Below are 20,379 nucleotides of genomic sequence, written 5' to 3' on the forward strand. Positions count from 1 at the left end.
CCTCAGATCCCCTTCGGCCGGAAGACCAGCTCGAGCACGCGCCCGGCCCACTCGACGAGCAGCGCCAGCATCGCGATGAGCAGCGAGGCGGCGACCATGACCGAGAAGCGGAAGAGGTTGATGCCCGAGGTGAGCGTGCCGCCGAGGCCGCCGGCGCCGATGAACGTGACCAGCGCCGCGGTGCCCACGACGAGGACGAGCGCGGTCCGGATGCCGGCCATGATCACCGGCAGGGCGAGCGGCAGCTCGATGCGCAGCAGCACCGCACCGGCCGACATGCCGATGCCGCGGCCGGCCTCGACCAGGGTCGGGTCGACGCCCTGCAGGCCGGTGATCGTGTTGCGGAGCACGGGCAGCAGGCCGTAGACCACCAGGCCCAGGATCGCCGTCCAGAAGCCGAAGCCGAGCCAGATCGCCAGCAGCACGATCAGCCCGATGGCGGGCGCCGCCTGCCCGGCGTTGGCGATGCCGACGACGAGCGGTGCCGCGGCCCTCGCCCAGCGCCGGGTCAACAGGATCCCCAGCGGTACGGCGACGGCCACCACGATCGCCGAGGCGACGACGGTGAGCTCGACGTGCTGCACCAGCTGCTCGCGCAACGCCGGCCAGGCGAGCGCCGACTGCTCGATCGAGTCCAGGTCGGCGGTCTGGCGCCACCACACGAAGCCGAGGAAGAGCACCACCACGAGCACCGGCAGCACGAGCAGCATCGCCAGGCTCTCGCCGCCGGCGAGTCGCAGCCGCGAGCGCCGTACGGCATCGTGCGCCTCGGCGTCGAGGTCGATCCCTGGGGTCTCGCCGGGGAGGCTCGGGTCCTGGGTCACCGTCATGCCGTCGCCCCGTGCGCCGCCATCGCGTCGCGCTCGATCGCGCGCATGTGCTCGGTGACGCTGTGGAAGTCGATGATGCCGAGGTACTGATCGCGGTCCCCACACACGATCGCTCCGCCGTGGCTCGAGGTGAGCATGGTGTCGAGCGCGTCGTTGAGGGTGGCCCGCTGGTCGAGGGTGACCAGGCTCTCGCGGTCCCCGTCCTGCACCGTCGCGTGGCGGCGCAGCTGACGCAGGAAGCGCCAGGCGACCGGGCGGTTGCGCTCGTCGAGGACCACGACCGCCGGGTCGTCCGCCTGCTCGGCACGGGCGATCGCCTCGGCGCTCGAGTCGCCCACCTTGGCGGTGGTGCGGGCGCTGAGCTCGACCTCGGAGACGCGTGCGAGGGTGAGCTGCTTGAGGCTGGAGCCCGAGCCGACGAAGTCGTCGACGAAGTCGTTGGCCGGCGCGGCGAGGATCGCCTCCGGGGTGTCGTACTGGGCGATCCGGGCTCCCTCTTGCAGGATCAGCACGCGATCGCCCAGCTTGATGGCCTCGTCGATGTCGTGGGTGACCACCACGATCGTCTTGTGCAGCTCGCGCTGGATGCTGAGCAGCTCGTCCTGGAGGCGCTGGCGGGTGATCGGGTCGACGGCGCCGAACGGCTCGTCCATCAGGATGACCGGCGGGTCGGCGGCCAGGCCGCGGGCGACGCCGACGCGCTGCTGCTGCCCGCCGGAGAGCTCACGCGGGTAGCGGCTGCGGTAGCGGGCCGGATCCAGGCCGACCAGGTCGAGGAGCTCGTCGACGCGCTCGGCGATGCGCTTCTTGTCCCAGCCGAGCATCCTGGGCACGATCTCGATGTTGTGGGCAACCGTCATGTGCGGGAAGAGGCTGCCGCCCTGGATGACGTAGCCGATATGGCGGCGCAGCTCGTCGGCGCTCTTGGCGCGGATGTCCTCGCCGCCGATCCGGATGGTGCCGGACGTCGGCTCGATCAGCCGGTTGATCATCTTCAGCGAGGTGGTCTTGCCACAGCCCGACGGGCCGACGAACATCACCATCTCACCCGCGGGGATGGTCAGGGTGAGCGAGTCGACCGCCGGAGCCTTCTGGCCGACGTACTTCTTGACGACGTCCTCCAGGGCGATCTCGACGCCGCTGACGTCGCCGGCGGAGGGCCGCACGGGGGCGGAGTTCTCGGGTGTGGCAGTCATCAGACTCGGATTCCCTTCGAGGTGGTCACGCGTCCGACCAGGAGGAGGACGAGGTCGAGGACGAGGGCCAGGACCACGACGCCGAGCGTCCCGACCAGTGCGTAGTTGAGGGCGTTCTTGCCGCCGATCTGGTTCAGCCCCGTGAAGATGTAGCCGCCCAGACCCGGGCCGACGACGTACGCGGCGAGGGCGGCGATGCCCATCGACATCTGGAGCGAGGTACGGATGCCGGCGAGGATCACCGGCCATGCCAGCGGGAGCCTGATCCGGATCATCACGGCGAGCTCGCCCATGCCCATGCCCCGGGCGGACTCGAGCAGGGTCGCGTCGACCCCGCGCAGACCGACGACGGCGTTGCGCAGGATCGGCAGCACCGCGTAGAAGCACACGCAGATGAAGGCGGTGGTCGCACCGATCCCGGTCGCCGGCATCAGGAGCCCGACGAGGGCGAAGCCGGGGATCGTCAGACCGATGGCGCTGAGCGTGTTCGTGATGCCGGCCAGCCGCGGCAGTCTCGTGACGAGGGCCGCCACGAGGACGGCGATCACCGTCGCCGTGACGACGGACAGCACGACCAGGTAGGCGTGCTGGAAGGAGTTGTAGAGGATCTGCTGGTGGCGCTCCTTGATGAACTCCCACACGACCGAAACACCTCGCGACCCTCGACACAGCAAAGCGGCGGGGCCGGACCGGCGCCGCCACCGCGGGATGGCGCCCGCGTACGGGACGAGGTACCCCCGGGGGTGTCGTTGCATGCACAGAAGATGAACGCGGCACGGATGGGTCGAGACCTCGGAACTGCCCTACGAAGGCCGACTGGGTCTCGGCGAGCTGCTTCTGCGGCTCCAGGAAGCTCTGGTTCGCCGTGACCGGACTACCAGGATCCCCCGCCGCCCCCGCCGCCGGAGAGCCCGCCACCGCCGGAGTGCTCGGCGGCGGTGTAGGAGGAGATGGCGGAGCTCACGGTGGTGTTGAAGTCGTGCACCATCGCATCGGCGTAGGTGCCTCCGTGCGCGCCGGCGTAGCCGGCGAAGAAGAACGGCGCCGACGGCTCGGAGCCGGTCTCGGTGCGGTACTTGCGGGCCCACTCCTTGGCGCAGCCCATGGCGACCGCCCAGGGGAGGTAGGAGGCGTAGAGCTCCTGGCGCCCGGAGAACTCGAAGCGCTGCTCGCTCGGCGGGGTCGCCAGGATCCGCCGGAAGCCGCCCGCCTGCGACCACAGCTCACGGCCGGCCCGCGTGCGCTTGGTCCCTGCGCCGGCGCGCGCCATCGAGACGCCGCACACCGCGAACGCGCCGGGGATGATGCCGAGCATCGACATCCCGAAGGGCTGCACGAAGAGGCAGACCCCGACCAGCACGGCGCCGACGACCACCAGGATGCCGCCGAGCGGCCCGATGCCCGTACGGGAGAGGTTGCCGGACCGGATGCCCCACTCCTCGACGTCCTTCTCGAAGGCGTCGATCGCGGACGCGAGGAACCTGCCGTCGGTGACGTTCCTGCGCGTGAACGTGGCGCTCGCGTCGACGTCGGTGCCGACGATGCGGTCGAGCAGATCGCGGGTGACCGGGTCCAGGTCGGTGCCGGGTCCGGTGCGGGTGATGGTCCAGCCGTCGTCGTTCTGCTCCATCCGCACCGCGCCGCGCTCGGCGGCGTGCAGCAGCGAGCCGACGAACGCCTCGCGTGGGACCCGCTCCGCCATCATGTAGACGGCCTGCGCGGGGCCGAGGCCGGCCGGCGGGGCGTGGAGGATCGGGTACGCGGGGGTGCGCTCACGCGCGCGTGCCCCGAGCGCTCCGCCGCCGATCGCCGCCGCCACGCCGATGAGGAGCACCACGACGAGCACCGCCGGGCTGGTGCCCAGAACGGCGTCGAACCGGGCCGTCCAGGGCAGGTGGTTGCCCTCGGGCGGCGTCGGGACGCCCATACCGACCTGGATCGTGACCGGCGTACGCGCGGCGAGGTGGTCCAGGTGGAGGGACAGATGCTGGGTGGCGTCGCCGTCGACGGCACACGGCGCGCCCCGACCCCACCCGACGATGCAGCCGGTCTGGCCGAGCGCCGTCGGCAGCACCGCCGCGGACGGCAGGGTGACGTCGACATCGACGTCGTCCATCTCCTGCTGCCAGCCGCCCGGGACGACGCTCCAATAGAGGAGGCTGCCGTCGGCGGTCTGCTCCCATGGGTAGCCCACGTCGGCGTCCTCGGGCAGCAGCACCCCGGCGATGGTGTAGCTGATCGTGTAGTGGTGCACGCCGACCGACAGGGTGTGATCGGGCGAGCCGATCTTGAGCACCGTGTAGCGGCGCAGGCTGCGGCTCTGCTTCTCGTACGGCTCCGGCAGGCCGTCGCGGGTGACGGTGATGTTCTCGGGGTCGCGACGCGCGTGCGGGGCGTTGTCGTCGTTGCGGTCGAAGAAACGGTAGATGCCGTGCCGGTCGGTGGTGCTGACGTCCAGGTCGATGTCCTCCACCGCGCTCAGCTCGCCGTCCGCGGCGACGGTGAAGGAGGCGTGGTAGCTCGTGATCCGGGTCGGCTCGTAGCCGTCGTCACCCGCACTTCCGTGGCCCCAGAAGAGCGCGGGCGCACACAGCAGGACCGCGATCAGGACGATGCCGAGGAGGTACGCGGGCAGGCGGCTCACGCTGGAACACTAGGGTCGGCGGCCCCGGCTGGCTAGGCTCGGCGGCCCCGCCGGCGCCACAGCAGGATCGCCAACGCCAGCGCGCCGATGACGGCCGCGATCTGCCGGCCGTACGACTTGATCAGCACGGGCACGAGCGTCGCACCCAGGTCGATGGCGTCGTTCGCGGGTGGTGGCGCCGATGTGCGCACGGGCGCGACGCGGGTCTCGACGGGCTCGACCTCCGGAGCGCGGGTCTCGACAGGCTCGACCTCCGGAGCGCGGGTCTCGACAGGCTCGACCTCCGGAGCGCGGGTCTCGACAGGCTCGACCTCCGGAGCGCGGGTCTCGACAGGCTCGACCTCCGGAGCCCGGGTCTCGACATCCGGAGCCCTTGTCTCGACACGCTCGACCTCCGGGGCGGAGCGTTGCTCGAGGCAGCCGACGAACTGGGCGAGCAACTTGTCCGAGACGTCCTGCATCACGCCGCGCCCGAACTGCGCCGGCTTGCCGGTGATCGTCAGGTCCGTCTCGATGCGCACGTCGGTCGAGGCGCCGCCCTCGGCCGCCGTCATCGCGGCGTTGACGGTGGCGCCCGCGGTGCCGTTGCCGCGCTTGTCGCGACCCTTGGCCTCGACCGTGAAGGTGTACGCGGCCGCGTCCTTGGCGACGAACGCACCGGAGCCCGCGTAGACGAGCGCGATCGGGCCGAGCTTGACCTTCACCGTCCCCTCGAAGGTGTCGCCCTCGGCGGCGGTGACCTGGGCGCCCGGGAAGCACTGCGCCAGGTCGGCGATGCGCCCGAAGCGCTCCCAGGTCTCCTCGACGGTCCCGGGGACGGTGAAGCTGTGGGTCAGCTGCACGGCCTCACGCTCCCGCGCCGGCGGCGTCGGCCGCGGCCTGCAGCGCGCGGCGGGTGAGGACCTGGGCCAGGTGCAGCCGGTACTCGGCGCTGCCGTTGAGGTCGGTCGGCGGGTCGGCGCCCTCGATCGCGCGCTCGGCGGCGGCGGCGATCGTCTCCGCGCTCGCGGGCTGCCCGACCAGCGCCTCCTCCACCCCACGGGCGCGGAGCGGGGTGCTGCCCATGTTGGTCAGACCGACGCCGGCTCCGGTGATGGTTCCTCCGGAGACCTGCACGGTCGCGGCGACCGCGCAGATCGGCCACTGGTGCTCGACCCGGACGAACTTCTCGTAGCGGGCGCCCCACCCGGTGTGCTTCGGGATGCGGACCTCGACCAGGATCTCGTCCTCGCCGATCGCCGTCTCGAAGAGGTCGACGAAGAAGTCGTCGGCGTCCACGTGCCGCATGCCGGCGGGACCGGCGATCACGAACTGCGCGCCGAGCGCACGGGCCGGTCCACCGAGGTCGCCGGCCGGGTCGGCGTGCGCGAGGGCGCCGCCGAAGGTGCCCCGGTGGCGCACCTGCGCGTCCGCCAGCCGCTCCACGGCCGCAGCGACGAGGGCGGCGTGCTGGGCCACCAGCGGGTCGGCACCGACGACGCTGTGCGGCGTCATCGCGCCGACCACGATCGCGTCGCCCTCCTCGCGGATCCCGCGCAGCGCGTCGATCCGGCCGAGGTCGATGATCCATTCGGGGGCGTTGAGCCGCATCCGCAGGACGGGCAGCAGGCTCTGGCCACCCGCCAGGATCTTGGCCTCGTCGCCGTGTTCGCGAAGCGCCGCCAGCGCCTCGTCGAGCGAGGTCGGCGCGACGTAGTCGAAGGCTGCGGGGATCACTGCTCTGCTCCTGTCGTGCGGTCCACGGTGCCGGACATGCCGGTCGACTCGTCGAAGTGCGGGGCGGCCGCACCGGGCGTCTCGCCGCCCGATCCGCCGTCGTGGATCGCCCGCCAGACCCGCTCGGGCGTGCAGGGCATCGCGACGTCGTGCACGCCGTACGGGCGCAGGGCGTCGACCACGGCGTTGACCACGGCCGGCGTCGAGGCGATCGTGCCGGCCTCGCCGACGCCCTTCGCGCCGAGGCTGTTGGTCGTCGCCGGCGAGGTGGTGTGGTCCAGCTCGAAGGTGATCGTGTCGGCCGCCGTGGGCAGCAGGTAGTCCACGAAGCTGCCGGTCACCAGCGTGCCGGACTCGTCGTGCACCGCCTCCTCCCACAGCGCCTGCGCGATCCCCTGCACGAGGCCGCCGTGCACCTGCCCGGCGACGATCAGCGGGTTGATCACCACCCCGATGTCGTCGCAGGCCACGTAGGACCGCATCGACACCTTGCCGGTCTCGGTGTCGATCTCGACCGCGCACAGGTGGGTGCCGTGCGGGTAGTTGAAGTTCACCGGGTCGAAGGTCGCCTCCGCGTCGAGCGAGGGCTCCATCCCGTCGGGCAGGTTGTGCGCCGCGAAGGCGGCGGTGGCCAGCTCGGTGAGTGCCACCCCGGCATCGGTGCCGCGCACCCCGAAGCGACCGTCCTTGAACTCCAGGTCGTCGACGCTCGCCTCCAGCAGGTGCGCCGCCAGCGGGCGGGCCTTCTCGATCACCTTGTCCGCGGCCCGTACGACCGCCTCGCCGCCCACGACGAGCGAGCGCGAGCCGTACGTGTCGAGCCCCTTCGGGGCGATCTGGGTGTCGCCGTGCAGCACCTCGACGTCCTCGAACGGCACGCCGAGCCGGTCGGCGACGATCTGGCTGAACGCCGTCTCGTGTCCCTGCCCGTGCGCGCTGGCGCCGGTGACCAGCTCGACCTTGCCGGTGGCGAGCATCCGGATGCTGGCGTGCTCCCAGCCGCCGGCGCCGTAGTCGAGGCTGCCGAGCACGCGGGAGGGCGCCAGGCCGCACATCTCGGTGAAGGTCGAGACCCCGATCCCGAGCTGGACCGGGTCGCCGGACTCGCGGCGACGCGCCTGCTCGGCACGGAGCTCGTCGTAGCCGAACATCTCCTTGGCGCGTGCGGTGGCGGCCTCGTAGTTGCCGGAGTCGTACTCCAGGCCCGCGACGGTGGTGAACGGGAACTCCTCGTGGGTGATCCAGTTGCGCTCGCGGATCGCGAGCGGGTCGACGCCGACCTCGGCGGCGAGCTCGTCCATCAGCCGCTCGATCGCGAAGGTCGCCTCGGGCCGGCCGGCGCCGCGATAGGCGTCGGTCCAGGTCTTGTTGGTCAACACGGTCTGGCAGGCGAAGTGGTAGGCCGGGAACTTGTAGATCGCGTTGAACATGAAGGCGCCGAGGACCGGCACGCCGCCGCCGACGAGCGCGACGTACGCCCCCAGGTCGGCGAGGAGCTCGACCTTGAGACCGGTGACGTTGCCCTCCTTGTCGGCGGCGAGGGTGAGCTTCTGCCACTGGTCGCGGCCGTGGTGACCGCTGAGCAGCGACTCGGAGCGGGTCTCGGTGTACTTGACCGGCTTGCCCAGCCGCCGGGCCAGCGCGAAGACGATCATCTCCTCGGGCGTCTGCTGCAGCTTGCCGCCGAAGCCGCCGCCCACGTCGGGCGCGATCACCCGGATCTTCGACTCCGGCACGCCGGTCGTCGCGGCCAGCGCGAAGCGCAGCACATGCGGGATCTGGGTGGCCGACCACATCGTGATCTGCTCGCCGGTCGGGTCGACGACGGTGCTGCGCGGCTCCATGAAGGCGGGGATCAGCCGCTGCTGGCGATACTCGCGCTCCAGCACGATCCCGTCGGCGCGGGCCGCCGCGATCGCCTCCTCGACGTCGCCGCCGGTGCCGGCCTGGCCGCTGTCGAAGACCCAGTACGCGCTCTTGTTGGTGCCCAGGTCCGGGTGGGCCAGGGCGCCGCCGTTCTCGGCGTCGGCGGCCGCGGCCTCCTTGAGGTCGAGCGCGGCCGGCAGCTCGTCGTAGTCGACCTCGACCAGCTCGGCGGCGTCGCGCGCCTCGGCAGCGCTGCGGGCGACGACGACCGCCACGATCTCGCCGGCGAAAGCGACCCGGTCCACCGCGATCGGCGGATGGGCGGGCGTCACCTGCTCGGGCGTGATCGGCCAGGCGTTGATGCAGACCCCGAGCGACTCGTCGAGGTCCGCGGCCGTGATCACGTCGACGACGCCGACGGCCTCCTTGGCCGCATCGGTCCCGACCCCGGTGATCCTCGCGTGCGCGAACGGGCTGCGCACCATCGCCAGGTGGAGCATGCCCGGCAGCGTGATGTTGTCGGTCCAGCGGGTGCGACCGGTGATCAGCCGGGCGTCCTCCTTGCGGCGGCGGTCGCGGCCGATCTCGCCCTTCTTCTCCGGGGCGACCGGAGCGTCCTGCACCGCGGTCATGCCGTCACCCCCTCGGCGGCGGGGCGGCTCGCCTGTCCGCTCGCCTTCTGCACCGCCCGCACGATGTTGTGATAGCCCGTGCAGCGGCAGAGGTTGCCCTCGATGCCGAGCCGGATCTCCTCCTCGGTCGGCTTCGGGTTGTTCTTCAACAGGTCGACGCTCTGCATGATCATCCCCGGAGTGCAGAAGCCGCACTGCAGCCCGTGACACTCGCGGAACGCCTCCTGCACCGGGTGCAGGCCGCTCTCGGAGGTCGAGCCTGTCGAGACCCCGGCGAGTCCCTCGATGGTGGTGACCTCGCCGCCGTCGGCCTGCACCGCCAACACGTTGCAGGACTTCACCGACTGCCCGTCGAGGTGGACGGTGCAGGCTCCGCAGTTGCTGGTGTCGCACCCGATGACGGTGCCGGTCTTGCCGAGCCGCTCGCGCAGGTACTGCACCAGCAGCATCCGCGGCTCGATGTCATCGGCGACCCGCATGCCGTCGACGACGAGGTTGATCCGGGTCATGGGCCCTCCCGTGGGCGCGCTCCGATATGGTCCGGATCACACTAGGGACGCGGTGGTTGGTAGCCGGTTGGTCGCTGGTCGGTACGCGACGGCGAGGCTCGGGAGGCATGGATGGCTGCGGACGCTGACGACCGGACGGGTCACGACATCGGGGGCCTGCGTCCCCTTGAGGAGGGCGTACGGACCGACCTGGCGGAGGAGATGACCTACGCCGACTACCTCGGTCTCTCGCGGCTGCTCTCGGCGCAGCACCCGCGCAGCGATCACCCCGACGAGCTGCTCTTCATCATCCAGCACCAGACCACCGAGCTGTGGTTCACGCTGGTCCTGCACGAGCTGCGCGGGGTCCGTCGCCACCTCGACGCCGACGACGTGTCGCGGGCCCGCAAGGGGCTGGCGCGGGTGAAGCACATCTTCCGCACCCTCACCGAGCAGTGGTCGGTGCTGGCCACGCTGACGCCGACCGAGTACGGCGAGTTCCGCGGGGTGCTGGCCTCCGCCTCCGGCTTCCAGTCGGCGCAGTACCGGGCGGTGGAGTTCCTGCTCGGCAACAAGCACCCGGGCATGCTCAAGGTGTTCGAAGGCGAGCCGGCTGAGCACGCGATGCTGGGCGAGCTGCTCGCCTCCCCCACCGTCTACGACGCGTTCCTGCACCTGCTCGCCCGCCAGGGCCATGCCGTCCCCGAAGCGGTGCTGGAGCGGGACGTCAGCCGGCCGTGGGTGCAGCAGGACGCGTTGGTCCCCGTCTTCGCCGCGATCTACGGCGACCCGGAGACGCACTGGGCGGCCTATGCCGCGTGCGAGGACCTGGTCGACCTCGAGGACGCCTTCCAGCTGTGGCGCTTCCGCCACCTGCGCACGGTGCAGCGCACCATCGGCTTCAAGACCGGCACCGGCGGCTCCTCGGGCGTCGGCTTCCTCAAGCGGGCGCTCGACCTGACGTTCTTCCCCGAGCTCTACGCGGTCCGCACGGAGCTCGGATGAGCGCCGACGCACCGACCCGGCTGCCGGGGGTGATCGACCGGCACGTTCACCTCGGCCTGGTCGACCACGGTCCGCTGAGCGGCGGGGTCCTGGTCGAGGCGCACGACCTGGGCTGGTCACCGGCCGAGGCGGCCGCCTGGCGGGCGGAACCCCCCGGCGATCTGGTGGTCGTACGCGCGGCGGGACCCTTCCACACCGCTCCCGGCGGCTATCCGAGCGGTCGCTCGTGGGCGCCGGCCGGCGCGGTGCGACCGGTGCCCGACGCGGCCTCGGCGCGGGCCGCGGTCGCCCGCCTGGGCGAGGAGGGCTTCGATGCCCTCAAGATCACCCTGCACACCGTGATGCCGCTGCTCGACGACGCCGTCCTCGCCGCCCTGATCGGCGCGGCGCACGACGCCGGGCTGCCGGCGCTGGTCCATGCCGAGGGACCGGGCCAGGCCGAGCGCGCCATCGACGCCGGGGCCGACGTCCTGGTGCACACGCCCTGGACCTCGCGCCTGGCCGGCGCCGACCTCGAGCGGGCGGCGTCGATGACCTGGATCTCCACGCTGGCGATCCACGACGAGCCGGCCCGGGAGATCGCGATCGACAACCTGCGCCGCTTCCGCGAGCACGGCGGCACCGTCGTGTACGGCACCGACATGGGCAACGGCCCCACCCCCGTCGGCGCGAACCCCACCGAGATCCGGCTGCTCGAGCGGGCCGGCCTGACCGGCGACGACCTGCTGACCGCCGTCCTCGGCCCGCTCGACGACCCTGCCCCCGAGCGGACGCTGACCTCGCCGCTGGCGCGTCCGCAGGGCGCCGAGGAGCTGATCGCCTGGTTGGCCTCGGCCACCCGCCTCACCACGTCCCCCACCACCCCCTCCGGCACCCCCTCCGGCACCCCTGCCGGCAGCCCCTCCAGCACTCAGGAGAACCCGTGACCGACCGGCTCCACACCCGCGCCCAGGAGCTCGACGCCGCCGACCCGCTCGCGCACCACCGCGACGCGTTCGTCCGTACGGACGGCGTGATCGCCTATCTCGACGGCAACTCGCTCGGCCGCCCGCTGCACGCCACTCGTGCCGCCATGGCCGGTTTCCTCGACGAGGCGTGGGGCGATCGGCTGATCCGGTCGTGGGACGAGCAGTGGATGACGGCCCCGACCGAGGTCGGCGACCGGATCGGCCGGGTGCTGCTCGGGGCCGCGACCGGCCAGACCGTCGTCGGGGACTCGACCAGCGTGATGCTCTACAAGTACGCGCACGCGGCGATCGCCGCCCAGGCGGCCGAGCGCCGTGACGAGGTGGTCGCCTGCGCCGACGACTTCCCCACCGACCGGTTCATCCTCGAGGGGCTCGCCGCCGAGCGAGGGCTGACGATGCGCTGGCTCACCGTCGACCCCCGCACCGGCGTGACGCTCGAGCAGGTCCGCGAGGTGCTGAACGAGCGCACCGCGCTGGTCCTGCTCAGCCACGTCTCCTACCGCTCGGCGTGGATCGCCGACATGGCGGGCATCACCGCCGCGGCGCACGACGCCGGCGCGCTCGTGCTCTGGGACCTGTGCCACTCGGTCGGCGCCCTCGACCTGGCTCTCGACGACCTCGGCGTCGACCTCGCGGTCGGCTGCAGTTACAAGTACCTCAACGGCGGCCCCGGCGCGCCGGCCTTCGGCTACGTCGCGGCCCGCCTCCACGACCGGCTGCGCCAGCCGATCCAGGGCTGGATGGGCGCCGCGGACCCGTTCGCGATGGGCGAGCGGTACGAGCCGGCGAGCGGCATCCGGCGCTTCATCAGCGGCACCCCACCGATCGTCGGGATGCTCCCGATGCGCGACATGCTCGACCTGCTCGAGACGGCCGGGATCGCGGCGGTCCGCGCCAAGTCGGTGGCGCTGACGGAGTTCGCCATCGAGGTGCACGACGCGCTGCTCGCACCGCTCGGCGTGGAGCTGGCCTCGCCCCGCGACGCGGCGCTGCGCGGCGGCCACGTCATCCTCGACCATCCCGACTTCCGCGAGGTCACCGCCCGGCTGTGGGAGCGCGGCGTGATCCCGGACTTCCGGCCGCCGAACGGGCTGCGGATCGGCCTCTCCCCGCTGAGCACCGGCTTCGCCGAGGTGCTCGCCGGTCTCAGCGAGGTCGCGGACCTGCTCGGCTGATCAGCGCGCCGCGGCGAGCCGGGCCTTGAGCAGCGGCACCGCGGGGTGCGGGGCGCGCAGCCGTCGCAGCGCCGCCTCGAACACGGCGGTGTCGTAGGGCGCCAGCTCGGCGTAGCGCAGCACCGCGTCGGGTTCAGGGCGGGCGATCAGCGCCTCGCGCAGCGCGACGGCGACGTACTCCCCCAGCTCGGCGAGCGCGGGGCTGTTGGTGCCGGGCAGCAGGTCGCCGCCGTACGCCTCGACCGCCGCCGCCACCTCGCCGCCGCGCAGCAGTGCGAGCACGTGCTCCACGTCGGTGGCGGCCGGCATCAGCAGCCGGTAGGGGCGCGAGGCCAACTGACCGCCGAGCGTGTGCCGCAGATGGGAGACCTCGGCCTTGAGGGTGGAGAAGGTGACGCCCTCGTCGCCGTAGAGCATCGCGTGCAGCTGCTCCAGCGACAGCCCCTCGGGGTGGAGGGCGAGCAGCGCGAGGATCTCGGTCTGGCGTCGGTTGAGCAGCAGCCGCTGGCCGTCGAGGCGGGTCTCCGCGGTGCCGAGCAGGGTCATCACCAGCCCCACCCCGAGACCCGATCCCTCGCTCGGGCGCGGCGCCACCCGGTGCGGCAGTGCCGTCTCGATCAGCCGGGCCATCACCCGCGCGGTGGCCAGCCCGATCGGGTGGGTGCGGTCCCAAGTGGTGGAGAGGTCGATGACGCCGAGCTGGTCGCCGGTGACGGGGTCGTGCACCGGCGCGGCCCAGCACACCCAGTTGTGCACCACCTCGGCATAGTGCTCGGCGCTGAAGACCATCGCCGGGGCGTCGCCGCGCTGGGCCAGGTCGAGGGCGTTGGTGCCGACCGAGCGGTCGTCCCAGCGGCCGGCCGGCACGAAGTTCACCGACTCGGCCTTGCGGCGCATCACCCGGCCGCCGTAGGTCCACAGGATCCGGGTGTCGGGATCGGTCACCGCGATCACGAGGTCGCCGTCCTCGGCGGTGCGCCGCAGCTCCTCCTCGACCCGCTCGACCGCGACCTGGAGCAGGGACTCGCGCCAGTACGCGGCGGTCTCGGTCTCGTCGGCCAGTGGGGCCTCCCGTACGTCGGCGGTGATGCTCGCCCCCGACCGCGTCCAGCTGCTCAGGATCTCCGGGCGGACCGCCGCGGCCTCGTCGCCGTCCTCGACGAAGGCCGTCCAGGCGCGCAGCGCATCGATCCGCCGAGACTGCAGCTCCGCGCGCGCCATGCGCCCACGCTAGCCACGGATGTGACCGGTGTCACCGGTCACATCCGCGGGTCCGGTGATCACTGGAGCGTGACGTACGGCAGCACCACCGGCCCGGCGTACCAGTCGAGCACCTGCGACTGGTCGGCCCCGGCCGGGGTGAGGATGTCGAGCACGTTGGGGTCGGAGCTGTCGGTGTCCTTGGCCGCGTTGTCGCCGGTCCACTCACCCGCGCCGCCGCCGAAGCGGTAGTCGTGGACCCAGCTCATCGCGGTGCCGACGGTGCTGTCCCAGTAGGCCTTCGAGTAGACCGGCCGGATGCCGCCGATGCCCTCGCCGCCGGCCTCGTCGGCGTGGCTCATCGCCGTGAGCACGTAGCTCGCGTGCGACAGGTCGGCGGGCAGCAGGTCGCGCGGCACCGAGATCACCACCGTCCGCGTCTCCGGGATCGCCGCCAGCGTCGGTGCTCCGAGGCTGGCGCCGGACGCGTCGTGGATCGCCGCGTTCCAGCCGTCGGCGGTGATCACCAGGTCGTACGGCGCCGCGAGCTGTGCGTTGGAGCCCGGCAGCGCGGCGACCGCCCCGGTGCCGGTGCCCGTACGCACGTAGAGGTCGAAGCGCTGCAGCGAGATCGCGTTGCCGCCCCACGGGCTGGTCAGCACGCCGTCGATGGTGACGGCGAAGTTGACCTGCTCCGGGTCCTGGTAGGCCGCCAACCGGGTGACGTCGAAGGCGCCCGGGGTGAAGTCGGGGCTGCCCGGGTAGACGTAGCTGCCGGGACCGTGATCGTCGCCGGTCGGGTCGCTGACCGCTCCGAGCGGGGTGCCGAGGTTGGTCGAGATGACGGTGCGCTGCGCCAGAGCGGTGCCGCCGTCGGCGCCCACGGCGGCGACGGTGATGACGTTGCGGCCTCGGGCCAGCGCGACGGTCGCCGTGAACGTGCCGTCGGCGCCGACCGGGACGCTGGTCGTGGTCGTGCCGACGTGCACGACGACCTGCGCGGCAGCCGAGGCCCCCGTGACGGCGATGCTGGCCGCGTCGGTCTGCGCCCCGTCGTCGGGGCCGGTCAGGGTGAGCGCCGGCGCCGCCGGACGCGATCCGGCGTAGCGACGGGCGACGACGCTCGGGGTCTCCACCGGGTGGCCGGCATCGATCGACTGCGCGAGCCGGACGAACTGCGCCATCGACCAGGACAGCGGGGTGGCCGAGCCGGTGCCCTGGCCGATCCGGTCACCGCTGTCCCAGACCTGCTCGGGGATCATATAGCCCGCATTGGCGGCGCCCGCCATCGTGCGCAGGTAGCTCATCGCAGTGCTGCGCGAGGCCCCGGCGGCCAGGGCGTACTCGCCGCGCTCCCCGGACAGCAGCGGCCACAGCCGGCCCACGCCCGTCCCGTCGTACGGGCTGCCGTCGGCCTTCTCGCCGTAGCCGTCGTGGTTGTAGCGGTACCACATCGGGCCCTCGGGGGTGTCGACCTTGATCGTCGCGTCGACCTCGGGCAGCGAGGCGAGCACGTCGGGGTCATCGGCACCGAAGACGCCGAGCCGGACCAGGTCGAGGAACCCGGCGTCGACGATCGAGCGCTCGTCGTGGGTGCCGCCACCGTTGTTGAGGTCGAGCGGGTGGCCGTCGTTCGGGTCGCCGTCGTCGTCGATCCGCTCGAAGTAGCGGCCGTCGCCCAGCGGACCCGTGGTGGTGAAGGTCTGGTCCTTGACCTGGGAGCGCCACCGGTCCGCGGTGGCGAGGTAGAGGGTCGCGGACGCGTCGTCGCCGGCCCGCTTCGCCAGGTCGGCGGCGGCGACCAGGCCGGCGATCTCGGCGGCGATCGTCGACGGTGAGTAGCCGCTCTCCTCCTCCCAGCGCTCCTGCGGGGTGGAGGGTCCGCGCCCGACCAGGAAGTCGGCGGCGCGCCTCACGTTGTCCCAGCGGTCCGTACGGCCGAGCTGATCGGCCAGCACGATCGGGAACGCCACCTCGTCGAGCTGCAAGCTGCCCCAGTAGGGGGTGCCGTCGAGCCGGCTGTTCTGCGGGAACGAGCCGTCGGGCTTCTGCTGTACGTCGAAGAGGTAGTCGAGGCTGCGATTGGCCGCTGCCCGATCGCCGATCGCGATCTGGGCGGACGCGATCTGGTAGAGGTCGCGTGCCCAGACCAGGTGGTAGCCGCCCACCCCGGGCTCGTCGGCGTTGCTGGCCTCGCCCCACGGCACGGTCAGCGAGGCGATGTTGGCGCCACGGTAGGTCTTGTCCTCGTGGGCGCGCAGGGACATCACCGCGACGTCGTACTGCGTCAGCAGCCCGGCGTCGTGGCGCACGCTGCTCGGGGCACGGTCGACCGAGCGCAGGTAGCGCGCCCAGCCCTGGTCGTAGCCGCGGCTGGCGCGGTCGAAGCCGGTCCGCAGGGAGCCGGAGGCGGCACGCTCGGCGGCCGCGGTGTCGGCACCGAAGCCGAGCGCGACGGTGGCGTGCGCGTCGCCCCTGCGGTCGCTGGCGAGCCGGCCGACCTGGACGACGTTGCCGTCCGGGGCGCTGGCGTAGTGGTGGTCGAGGGTGTGATCGGTCGCCAGGTCGGTCCAGCCGTCGCTGCCGCCGGCGTACCCGCTGGAGACGGCGGTGAAGGCCGGGCTGGCGCTCAGCGCGGAGGCGACCGGGGTGTCGGTCGTCGCGTCCTCGGCCAGCAGGGTGTGGCCGTCGGTGGTCGCGGAGTCGTGCTTGCCGGAGTTGGCCAGGGAGGGGTCGTAGAGGACGTAGGCGCTGTAGTGGCCGCGGTCGAGGCTGCGGACCGAGACGTCCAGCAGGACGGTGTTGCGGTCCGGGTCGGTCGTGTAGGTCTTGGTGATCCGGTAGTGGCCGTCCTTGTCGGTGTCGACCTGGCGATAGGACAGCGAGTCGCGATCCAGTAGCTGGATGCGGTGAGTGGTGTCGGTGTCCTCGCGGTCGGTGAAGGTGCGCCCGTCGGTCACCACCAGCTGGAGGCTGGTGACGTTGGCGATGTCGACGCGCGGGTAGTAGACCTCCGACATCGCGCCCTGGGTGAGGCTGAACCACACCTTGGAGGCGGTACCGGCGCTGGTGCCGATGCCGTCCTTCTCGCCGGTGGTCCAGTGCGAGGCGGCGCCCGGTCCGTCCGGTGCGGTGCCACTCGCGATCGGCGGTGGGGCCGGGTGGTGCGGTGCGTGCGGCGCGGCCTGGGCCGGCAGCCCGTGCAACGAGGCCAGGACGAGGGCCGATGCCCCCACGACGACTGCTCCGGACATGCTTGCACGACGCATAGCGCCCTCCCGAGATGCTTGTGAGCCCGATCACACTGCGCTCCGCACTCTTCCCGCTCCCGGATCCAGGTGCAAGCCCTTCGGCGCGCTGTCCTCAGGACGGGGGATGGTGGATCCGGCCCACCTGCTCGGCCAGCCGGGAGCCCGATCCGCCCCAGCGACCGGCGATGATCTCGGCGGCGATCGAGATCGCCGTCTCCTCGGGCGTACGGGCGCCCAGGTCCAGCCCGATCGGGCTGGAGAGCCGCTCGATCTGCTCGTCGGTGAGCCCCGCCTCGCGCAGCCGATGCTCCCGGTCCACGTGCGTGCGGCGCGAGCCCATCGCCCCGATGTAGGCCAGCTCCGGCAGCCGCAGCGCCACCTCGAGGAGCGGCACGTCGAACTTCGGGTCGTGGGTCAGCACCGCCAGCACCGTGCGCCCGTCGATCCGTCCGGCCTCGGCCTCCGCGCTGAGGTAGCGGTCCGGCCAGTCCACGACGACCTCGTGGGCCTCGGGGAAGCGGGTGCTGGTCGCGAAGACGGGCCGGGCGTCGCAGACCGTCACGTGATAGCCGAGGAAGGCGCCGATCCGCGCGACGGCGGCGGCGAAGTCGATGGCACCGAAGACCAGCATCCGCGGCTTGGGCGCGAACGCCCACACGAAGACCCGCATCCCCTCGCCGCGACGCTCGCCGTCGGGGCCGTACGTCAGGGTGGCGTTGTGGCCCTGGGCGAGCAGGCCGAGTGCGTCATCGCGCACCGCGTCGTCCATCCGCTTCGATCCGAGGGTGGTCCCGATGCGGGTCTCGATACGCTCGCTGCGCTCGCTACTCGACCACCGAGGATCACTGCGCTCGCTACTCGACCACCGAGGATCACTGCGCTCGCTACTCGACCACCGAGGATCGTTGGTCGAGTAGGCCGAGCCGCCAGGCGAGGCCGTATCGAGACCGCCCGGCCGCACGATCAGCCGCCGCCCCAGCACGTCGGGGTCGGGATGCTCGATCACCGTCGCGAGCGCGACCGGCCGCCCCGCGCGTACGTCGGCGGCGATCTCGCCGAGCTCGGGGAAGGTCTCGCGAGAGACCCGCTCGACGTAGACGTCCAGGATCCCGCCGCAGGTCAGCCCCACCGCGAAGGCGTCGTCGTCGGAGACGCCGTAGCGCTCGAGCACCGGATCGCCGGAGGCGATCACCTCCTGGGCGAGCTCGTAGACGGCGCCCTCGACGCAGCCGCCTGAGACCGAGCCGACGGCCGTGCCGTCGGGGCCGACGAGCATGGAGGCGCCCGCCGGCCGCGGCGCGCTCTCGAACGTCGCGACCACGGTGCCGACGCCGACGGTCTCGCCGGCCTCCCACCACGCCACCAGCTCGGCGAGCACGTCACGCATGGGCGATGACCTCCATCAGGTGAGCGTAGGTCGCGAGCGAGTGCCCGGCGACGAAGTCGTCGAGGAAGGGCAGCACCGCGCGGATCCCGGACTGGACCGGTTCGTAGCCCGCCTTGCCGCGATGCGGGTTGACCCAGATCAGTCGGTGCGCGATCCGGCGAAGCTCGCGGGCCTGCTCGGCCAGCAGCGCGGTGTCGCCCCGCTCCCAGCCGTCGCTGAGGATCACCACGACCGCACCGCGCGCCATCCCGCGTCGGCCCCATCGTTCGGCAAAGACCTGGAGGGTCTCGCCGAGCCGGGTCCCGCCGGACCAGTCCGGCACGGTCTCGCCGGCGGCGACGAGCGCTCGCTCGGGATCGCGCTGCCGCAGCGCGCGGGTGAGGTGGGTCAGCCGGGTGCCGATCGTGAAGGTCTCCACGACCGGGCGTCCGCTCATCGACCCGGTCGCGACGGTCATCCGGTGCGCGAGCCGCAGCAGGGTGTCGGCGTAGGCGCTCATCGAGCCGGAGACGTCGATCAGCAGCACGATCCGGCGCGGGTGGGTGGCGCGTCGCCGCCAGGCGATCTCGCCGGGCTCGCCCATCCGGCGCAGGCTGGTCCGCAGGGTACGGGCGGCATCGACGCTGCCGCGGCGCCAGGCGCGATGGCGTGCGGTGGGACGTACGGGCGCCTGCGGTCGCAGCGTGTCGAGCAGCGCGGCGACCCGGCGCTTCTCGGCGGCCGTGAGACGAGCCACGTCCCGATGGCGCAGCACCTCGGCCTCGCTGGCCAGCACCCGCGTGACGTCGTCCTCCTGCTCCCCCGGCCCGGAGGCGTCGAGCAGCGGCAGCTCGATCGCCACCGCGGCCGGCTGTGGCTCCGTCGGCCGGGAGCGCGGCAGCCCGCCGCGGGGGTTGAAGTAGGCCTCGAAGACCTGGTCGTAGCGGGCCAGGTCGTCGGGGCCGCTGCAGAGGGTGGCGCGACCGGCCGTGTAGGTCGCGCGCCGGTCCTCGAGGCCGACCAGCGCCACCGCGGCGAGGTAGGCCTGGGAGCGATCGGGGGTGACGGCGACCCCGGCCGCCCGCAGCGCATGGGTGAACCCGATCAGGGTCCGGTCCGGCGCGTGCGTCATGCCAGCAGGCGGTCGAGTGCCTCGCGGACCCGGTCCGCGTCCTCCCGGTACTTCACCAGCGCCCCGAGGGTGGCGCACGCGCTCGCCAGGTCGAGCTCCTCGCCACCGAGGTAGGTCAGTGCCCGCGCCCAGTCGAGCGTCTCCGCGACGCCCGGCGGCTTGAGCAGGCCGGCATCGGCGCGGACCTGCTGCACGATGGTCACGACCTGGCGGGCCAGCGCCGCGGTGACCTCCGGCGCGCGACCGCGCACGATCTCCACCTCGCGCTCGAGGCCGGGATGGTCGATCCAGTGGTAGAGGCAGCGCCGCTTGAGCGCGTCGTGCAGCTCGCGGGTGCGGTTGGAGGTGAGCACCACGATCGGCGGCGTCGATGCGGCGACCGTGCCGAGCTCGGGCACCGAGACCTGGTAGGTCGAGAGGACCTCGAGCAGGAACGCCTCGAACTCGTCGTCGGCCCGGTCGATCTCGTCGACCAGGAGGACGGCGGGCGCCTCCTGGAGCGCGCGCAGCACCGGCCGGGCGAGCAGGAAGCGCTCGTCGTAGAGGCTCTTCTCCGCCTCCTCGACGCTCTCGCGGCCGCCGGCGGCCTCGACCGCGCGCAGATGCAGGATCTGGCGGGGGAAGTCCCAGTCGTACAGCGCCTGGGTGGCGTCGATGCCCTCGTAGCACTGCAGCCGGATCAGCGGCAGCCCGAGCGCCTCGGCGAGTGCCTCCGCCAGCGCTGTCTTGCCGGTGCCGGGCTCCCCCTCGAGCAGCAGCGGGCGGCTCATCCGCAGCGCGAGGTAGCCGACCGTGGCCAGCTCGACGTCGCTCAGGTAGCCCGTCCGGGCGAGGCGGTCCGCAAGGTCCTGCGGCGAGGCGACCTCCATGCGCCCAACCTACGCGGAGCGACGTTGGCTCGCGGCTGGTC

16 protein-coding genes are annotated in these 20,379 nt (G+C 72.6%); 3 read left to right on the forward strand and 13 right to left on the reverse strand.

The genetic code is table 11. The annotated features are described in order from the left end of the window. Positions 1 to 2: 2 nt before the first annotated feature. The 8 genes from ACZ5L9_RS03095 to ACZ5L9_RS03130 all read right to left on the reverse strand — a co-directional run bounded on the left by ACZ5L9_RS03095 (position 3) and on the right by ACZ5L9_RS03130 (position 9,393). On the reverse strand, positions 3 to 830 hold the full coding sequence (locus ACZ5L9_RS03095; RefSeq protein WP_464533698.1) for an ABC transporter permease: 828 nt from the start codon (positions 828 to 830) through the stop codon (positions 3 to 5). Then, positions 827 to 2,026, reverse strand: coding sequence for an ATP-binding cassette domain-containing protein (locus tag ACZ5L9_RS03100; protein WP_464533700.1), 1,200 nt, complete (start codon positions 2,024 to 2,026; stop codon positions 827 to 829). Before ACZ5L9_RS03100 ends, ACZ5L9_RS03095 begins: the two co-directional genes overlap by 4 nt. Further along, on the reverse strand, positions 2,026 to 2,667 hold the full coding sequence (locus ACZ5L9_RS03105; RefSeq protein ID WP_464533702.1) for an ABC transporter permease: 642 nt from the start codon (positions 2,665 to 2,667) through the stop codon (positions 2,026 to 2,028). The genes ACZ5L9_RS03100 and ACZ5L9_RS03105 overlap by 1 nt, the downstream gene beginning before the upstream one ends. Before the next feature lie 233 nt (positions 2,668 to 2,900). Beyond that, positions 2,901 to 4,670, reverse strand: a complete 1,770-nt coding sequence (locus ACZ5L9_RS03110; RefSeq protein ID WP_464533706.1) for a DUF2207 domain-containing protein — start codon at positions 4,668 to 4,670, stop codon at positions 2,901 to 2,903. A 32-nt stretch (positions 4,671 to 4,702) separates the two neighbouring features. Further along, entirely contained in the window at positions 4,703 to 5,512 is an 810-nt protein-coding gene (locus ACZ5L9_RS03115) for an SRPBCC domain-containing protein (protein WP_464533709.1), read from the reverse strand. Positions 5,513 to 5,516: 4 nt separating this feature from the next. Then, complete coding sequence (locus ACZ5L9_RS03120) at positions 5,517 to 6,386, reverse strand: FAD binding domain-containing protein (RefSeq protein WP_464533711.1); 870 nt, start codon at positions 6,384 to 6,386, stop codon at positions 5,517 to 5,519. After that, positions 6,383 to 8,884 (reverse strand): xanthine dehydrogenase family protein molybdopterin-binding subunit, encoded by a 2,502-nt coding sequence (locus ACZ5L9_RS03125; protein ID WP_464533715.1) that lies wholly within the window; start codon positions 8,882 to 8,884, stop codon positions 6,383 to 6,385. The genes ACZ5L9_RS03120 and ACZ5L9_RS03125 overlap by 4 nt, the downstream gene beginning before the upstream one ends. Beyond that, on the reverse strand, positions 8,881 to 9,393 hold the full coding sequence (locus ACZ5L9_RS03130; protein WP_464533719.1) for a (2Fe-2S)-binding protein: 513 nt from the start codon (positions 9,391 to 9,393) through the stop codon (positions 8,881 to 8,883). Before ACZ5L9_RS03130 ends, ACZ5L9_RS03125 begins: the two co-directional genes overlap by 4 nt. Before the next feature lie 111 nt (positions 9,394 to 9,504). Here ACZ5L9_RS03130 and ACZ5L9_RS03135 point away from each other — a divergent pair, with 111 nt between their 5' ends. Genes ACZ5L9_RS03135 through ACZ5L9_RS03145 form a run of 3 tightly spaced genes read left to right on the forward strand, consistent with a single transcriptional unit; the run spans position 9,505 to position 12,520 of the window. Next, on the forward strand, positions 9,505 to 10,377 hold the full coding sequence (locus tag ACZ5L9_RS03135) for a tryptophan 2,3-dioxygenase (RefSeq protein WP_464533721.1): 873 nt from the start codon (positions 9,505 to 9,507) through the stop codon (positions 10,375 to 10,377). After that, positions 10,374 to 11,303, forward strand: a complete 930-nt coding sequence (locus tag ACZ5L9_RS03140; protein WP_464533724.1) for an amidohydrolase family protein — start codon at positions 10,374 to 10,376, stop codon at positions 11,301 to 11,303. The genes ACZ5L9_RS03135 and ACZ5L9_RS03140 overlap by 4 nt, the downstream gene beginning before the upstream one ends. Next, on the forward strand, positions 11,300 to 12,520 hold the full coding sequence (locus ACZ5L9_RS03145; protein ID WP_464533726.1) for a kynureninase: 1,221 nt from the start codon (positions 11,300 to 11,302) through the stop codon (positions 12,518 to 12,520). Before ACZ5L9_RS03140 ends, ACZ5L9_RS03145 begins: the two co-directional genes overlap by 4 nt. Here ACZ5L9_RS03145 and ACZ5L9_RS03150 read toward each other — a convergent pair whose 3' ends face one another. The 5 genes from ACZ5L9_RS03150 to ACZ5L9_RS03170 form a co-directional block, all read right to left on the reverse strand. Beyond that, the gene (locus tag ACZ5L9_RS03150; RefSeq protein WP_464533728.1) at positions 12,521 to 13,741 is read right to left on the reverse strand and encodes a transcriptional regulator; all 1,221 of its coding nucleotides are present in this window, start codon (positions 13,739 to 13,741) and stop codon (positions 12,521 to 12,523) included. It abuts the gene before it with no gap. Between the two features lie 59 nt (positions 13,742 to 13,800). Continuing rightward, positions 13,801 to 16,974 carry a glucan 1,4-alpha-glucosidase gene (locus ACZ5L9_RS03155; protein WP_464533730.1) on the reverse strand — a complete coding sequence of 1,058 codons (3,174 nt, stop codon included), beginning with the start codon at positions 16,972 to 16,974 and terminating at the stop codon, positions 13,801 to 13,803. A 109-nt stretch (positions 16,975 to 17,083) separates the two neighbouring features. After that, positions 17,084 to 18,358, reverse strand: coding sequence for an XdhC family protein (locus ACZ5L9_RS03160; protein WP_464533732.1), 1,275 nt, complete (start codon positions 18,356 to 18,358; stop codon positions 17,084 to 17,086). Then, complete coding sequence (locus tag ACZ5L9_RS03165) at positions 18,351 to 19,469, reverse strand: vWA domain-containing protein (protein WP_464533734.1); 1,119 nt, start codon at positions 19,467 to 19,469, stop codon at positions 18,351 to 18,353. Before ACZ5L9_RS03165 ends, ACZ5L9_RS03160 begins: the two co-directional genes overlap by 8 nt. Further along, entirely contained in the window at positions 19,466 to 20,338 is an 873-nt protein-coding gene (locus ACZ5L9_RS03170; protein WP_464533736.1) for an AAA family ATPase, read from the reverse strand. The genes ACZ5L9_RS03165 and ACZ5L9_RS03170 overlap by 4 nt, the downstream gene beginning before the upstream one ends. Between the last annotated feature and the right edge of the window lie 41 nt (positions 20,339 to 20,379).

It is taken from the genome of Nocardioides sp. JCM 18998 (genome assembly GCF_055391535.1).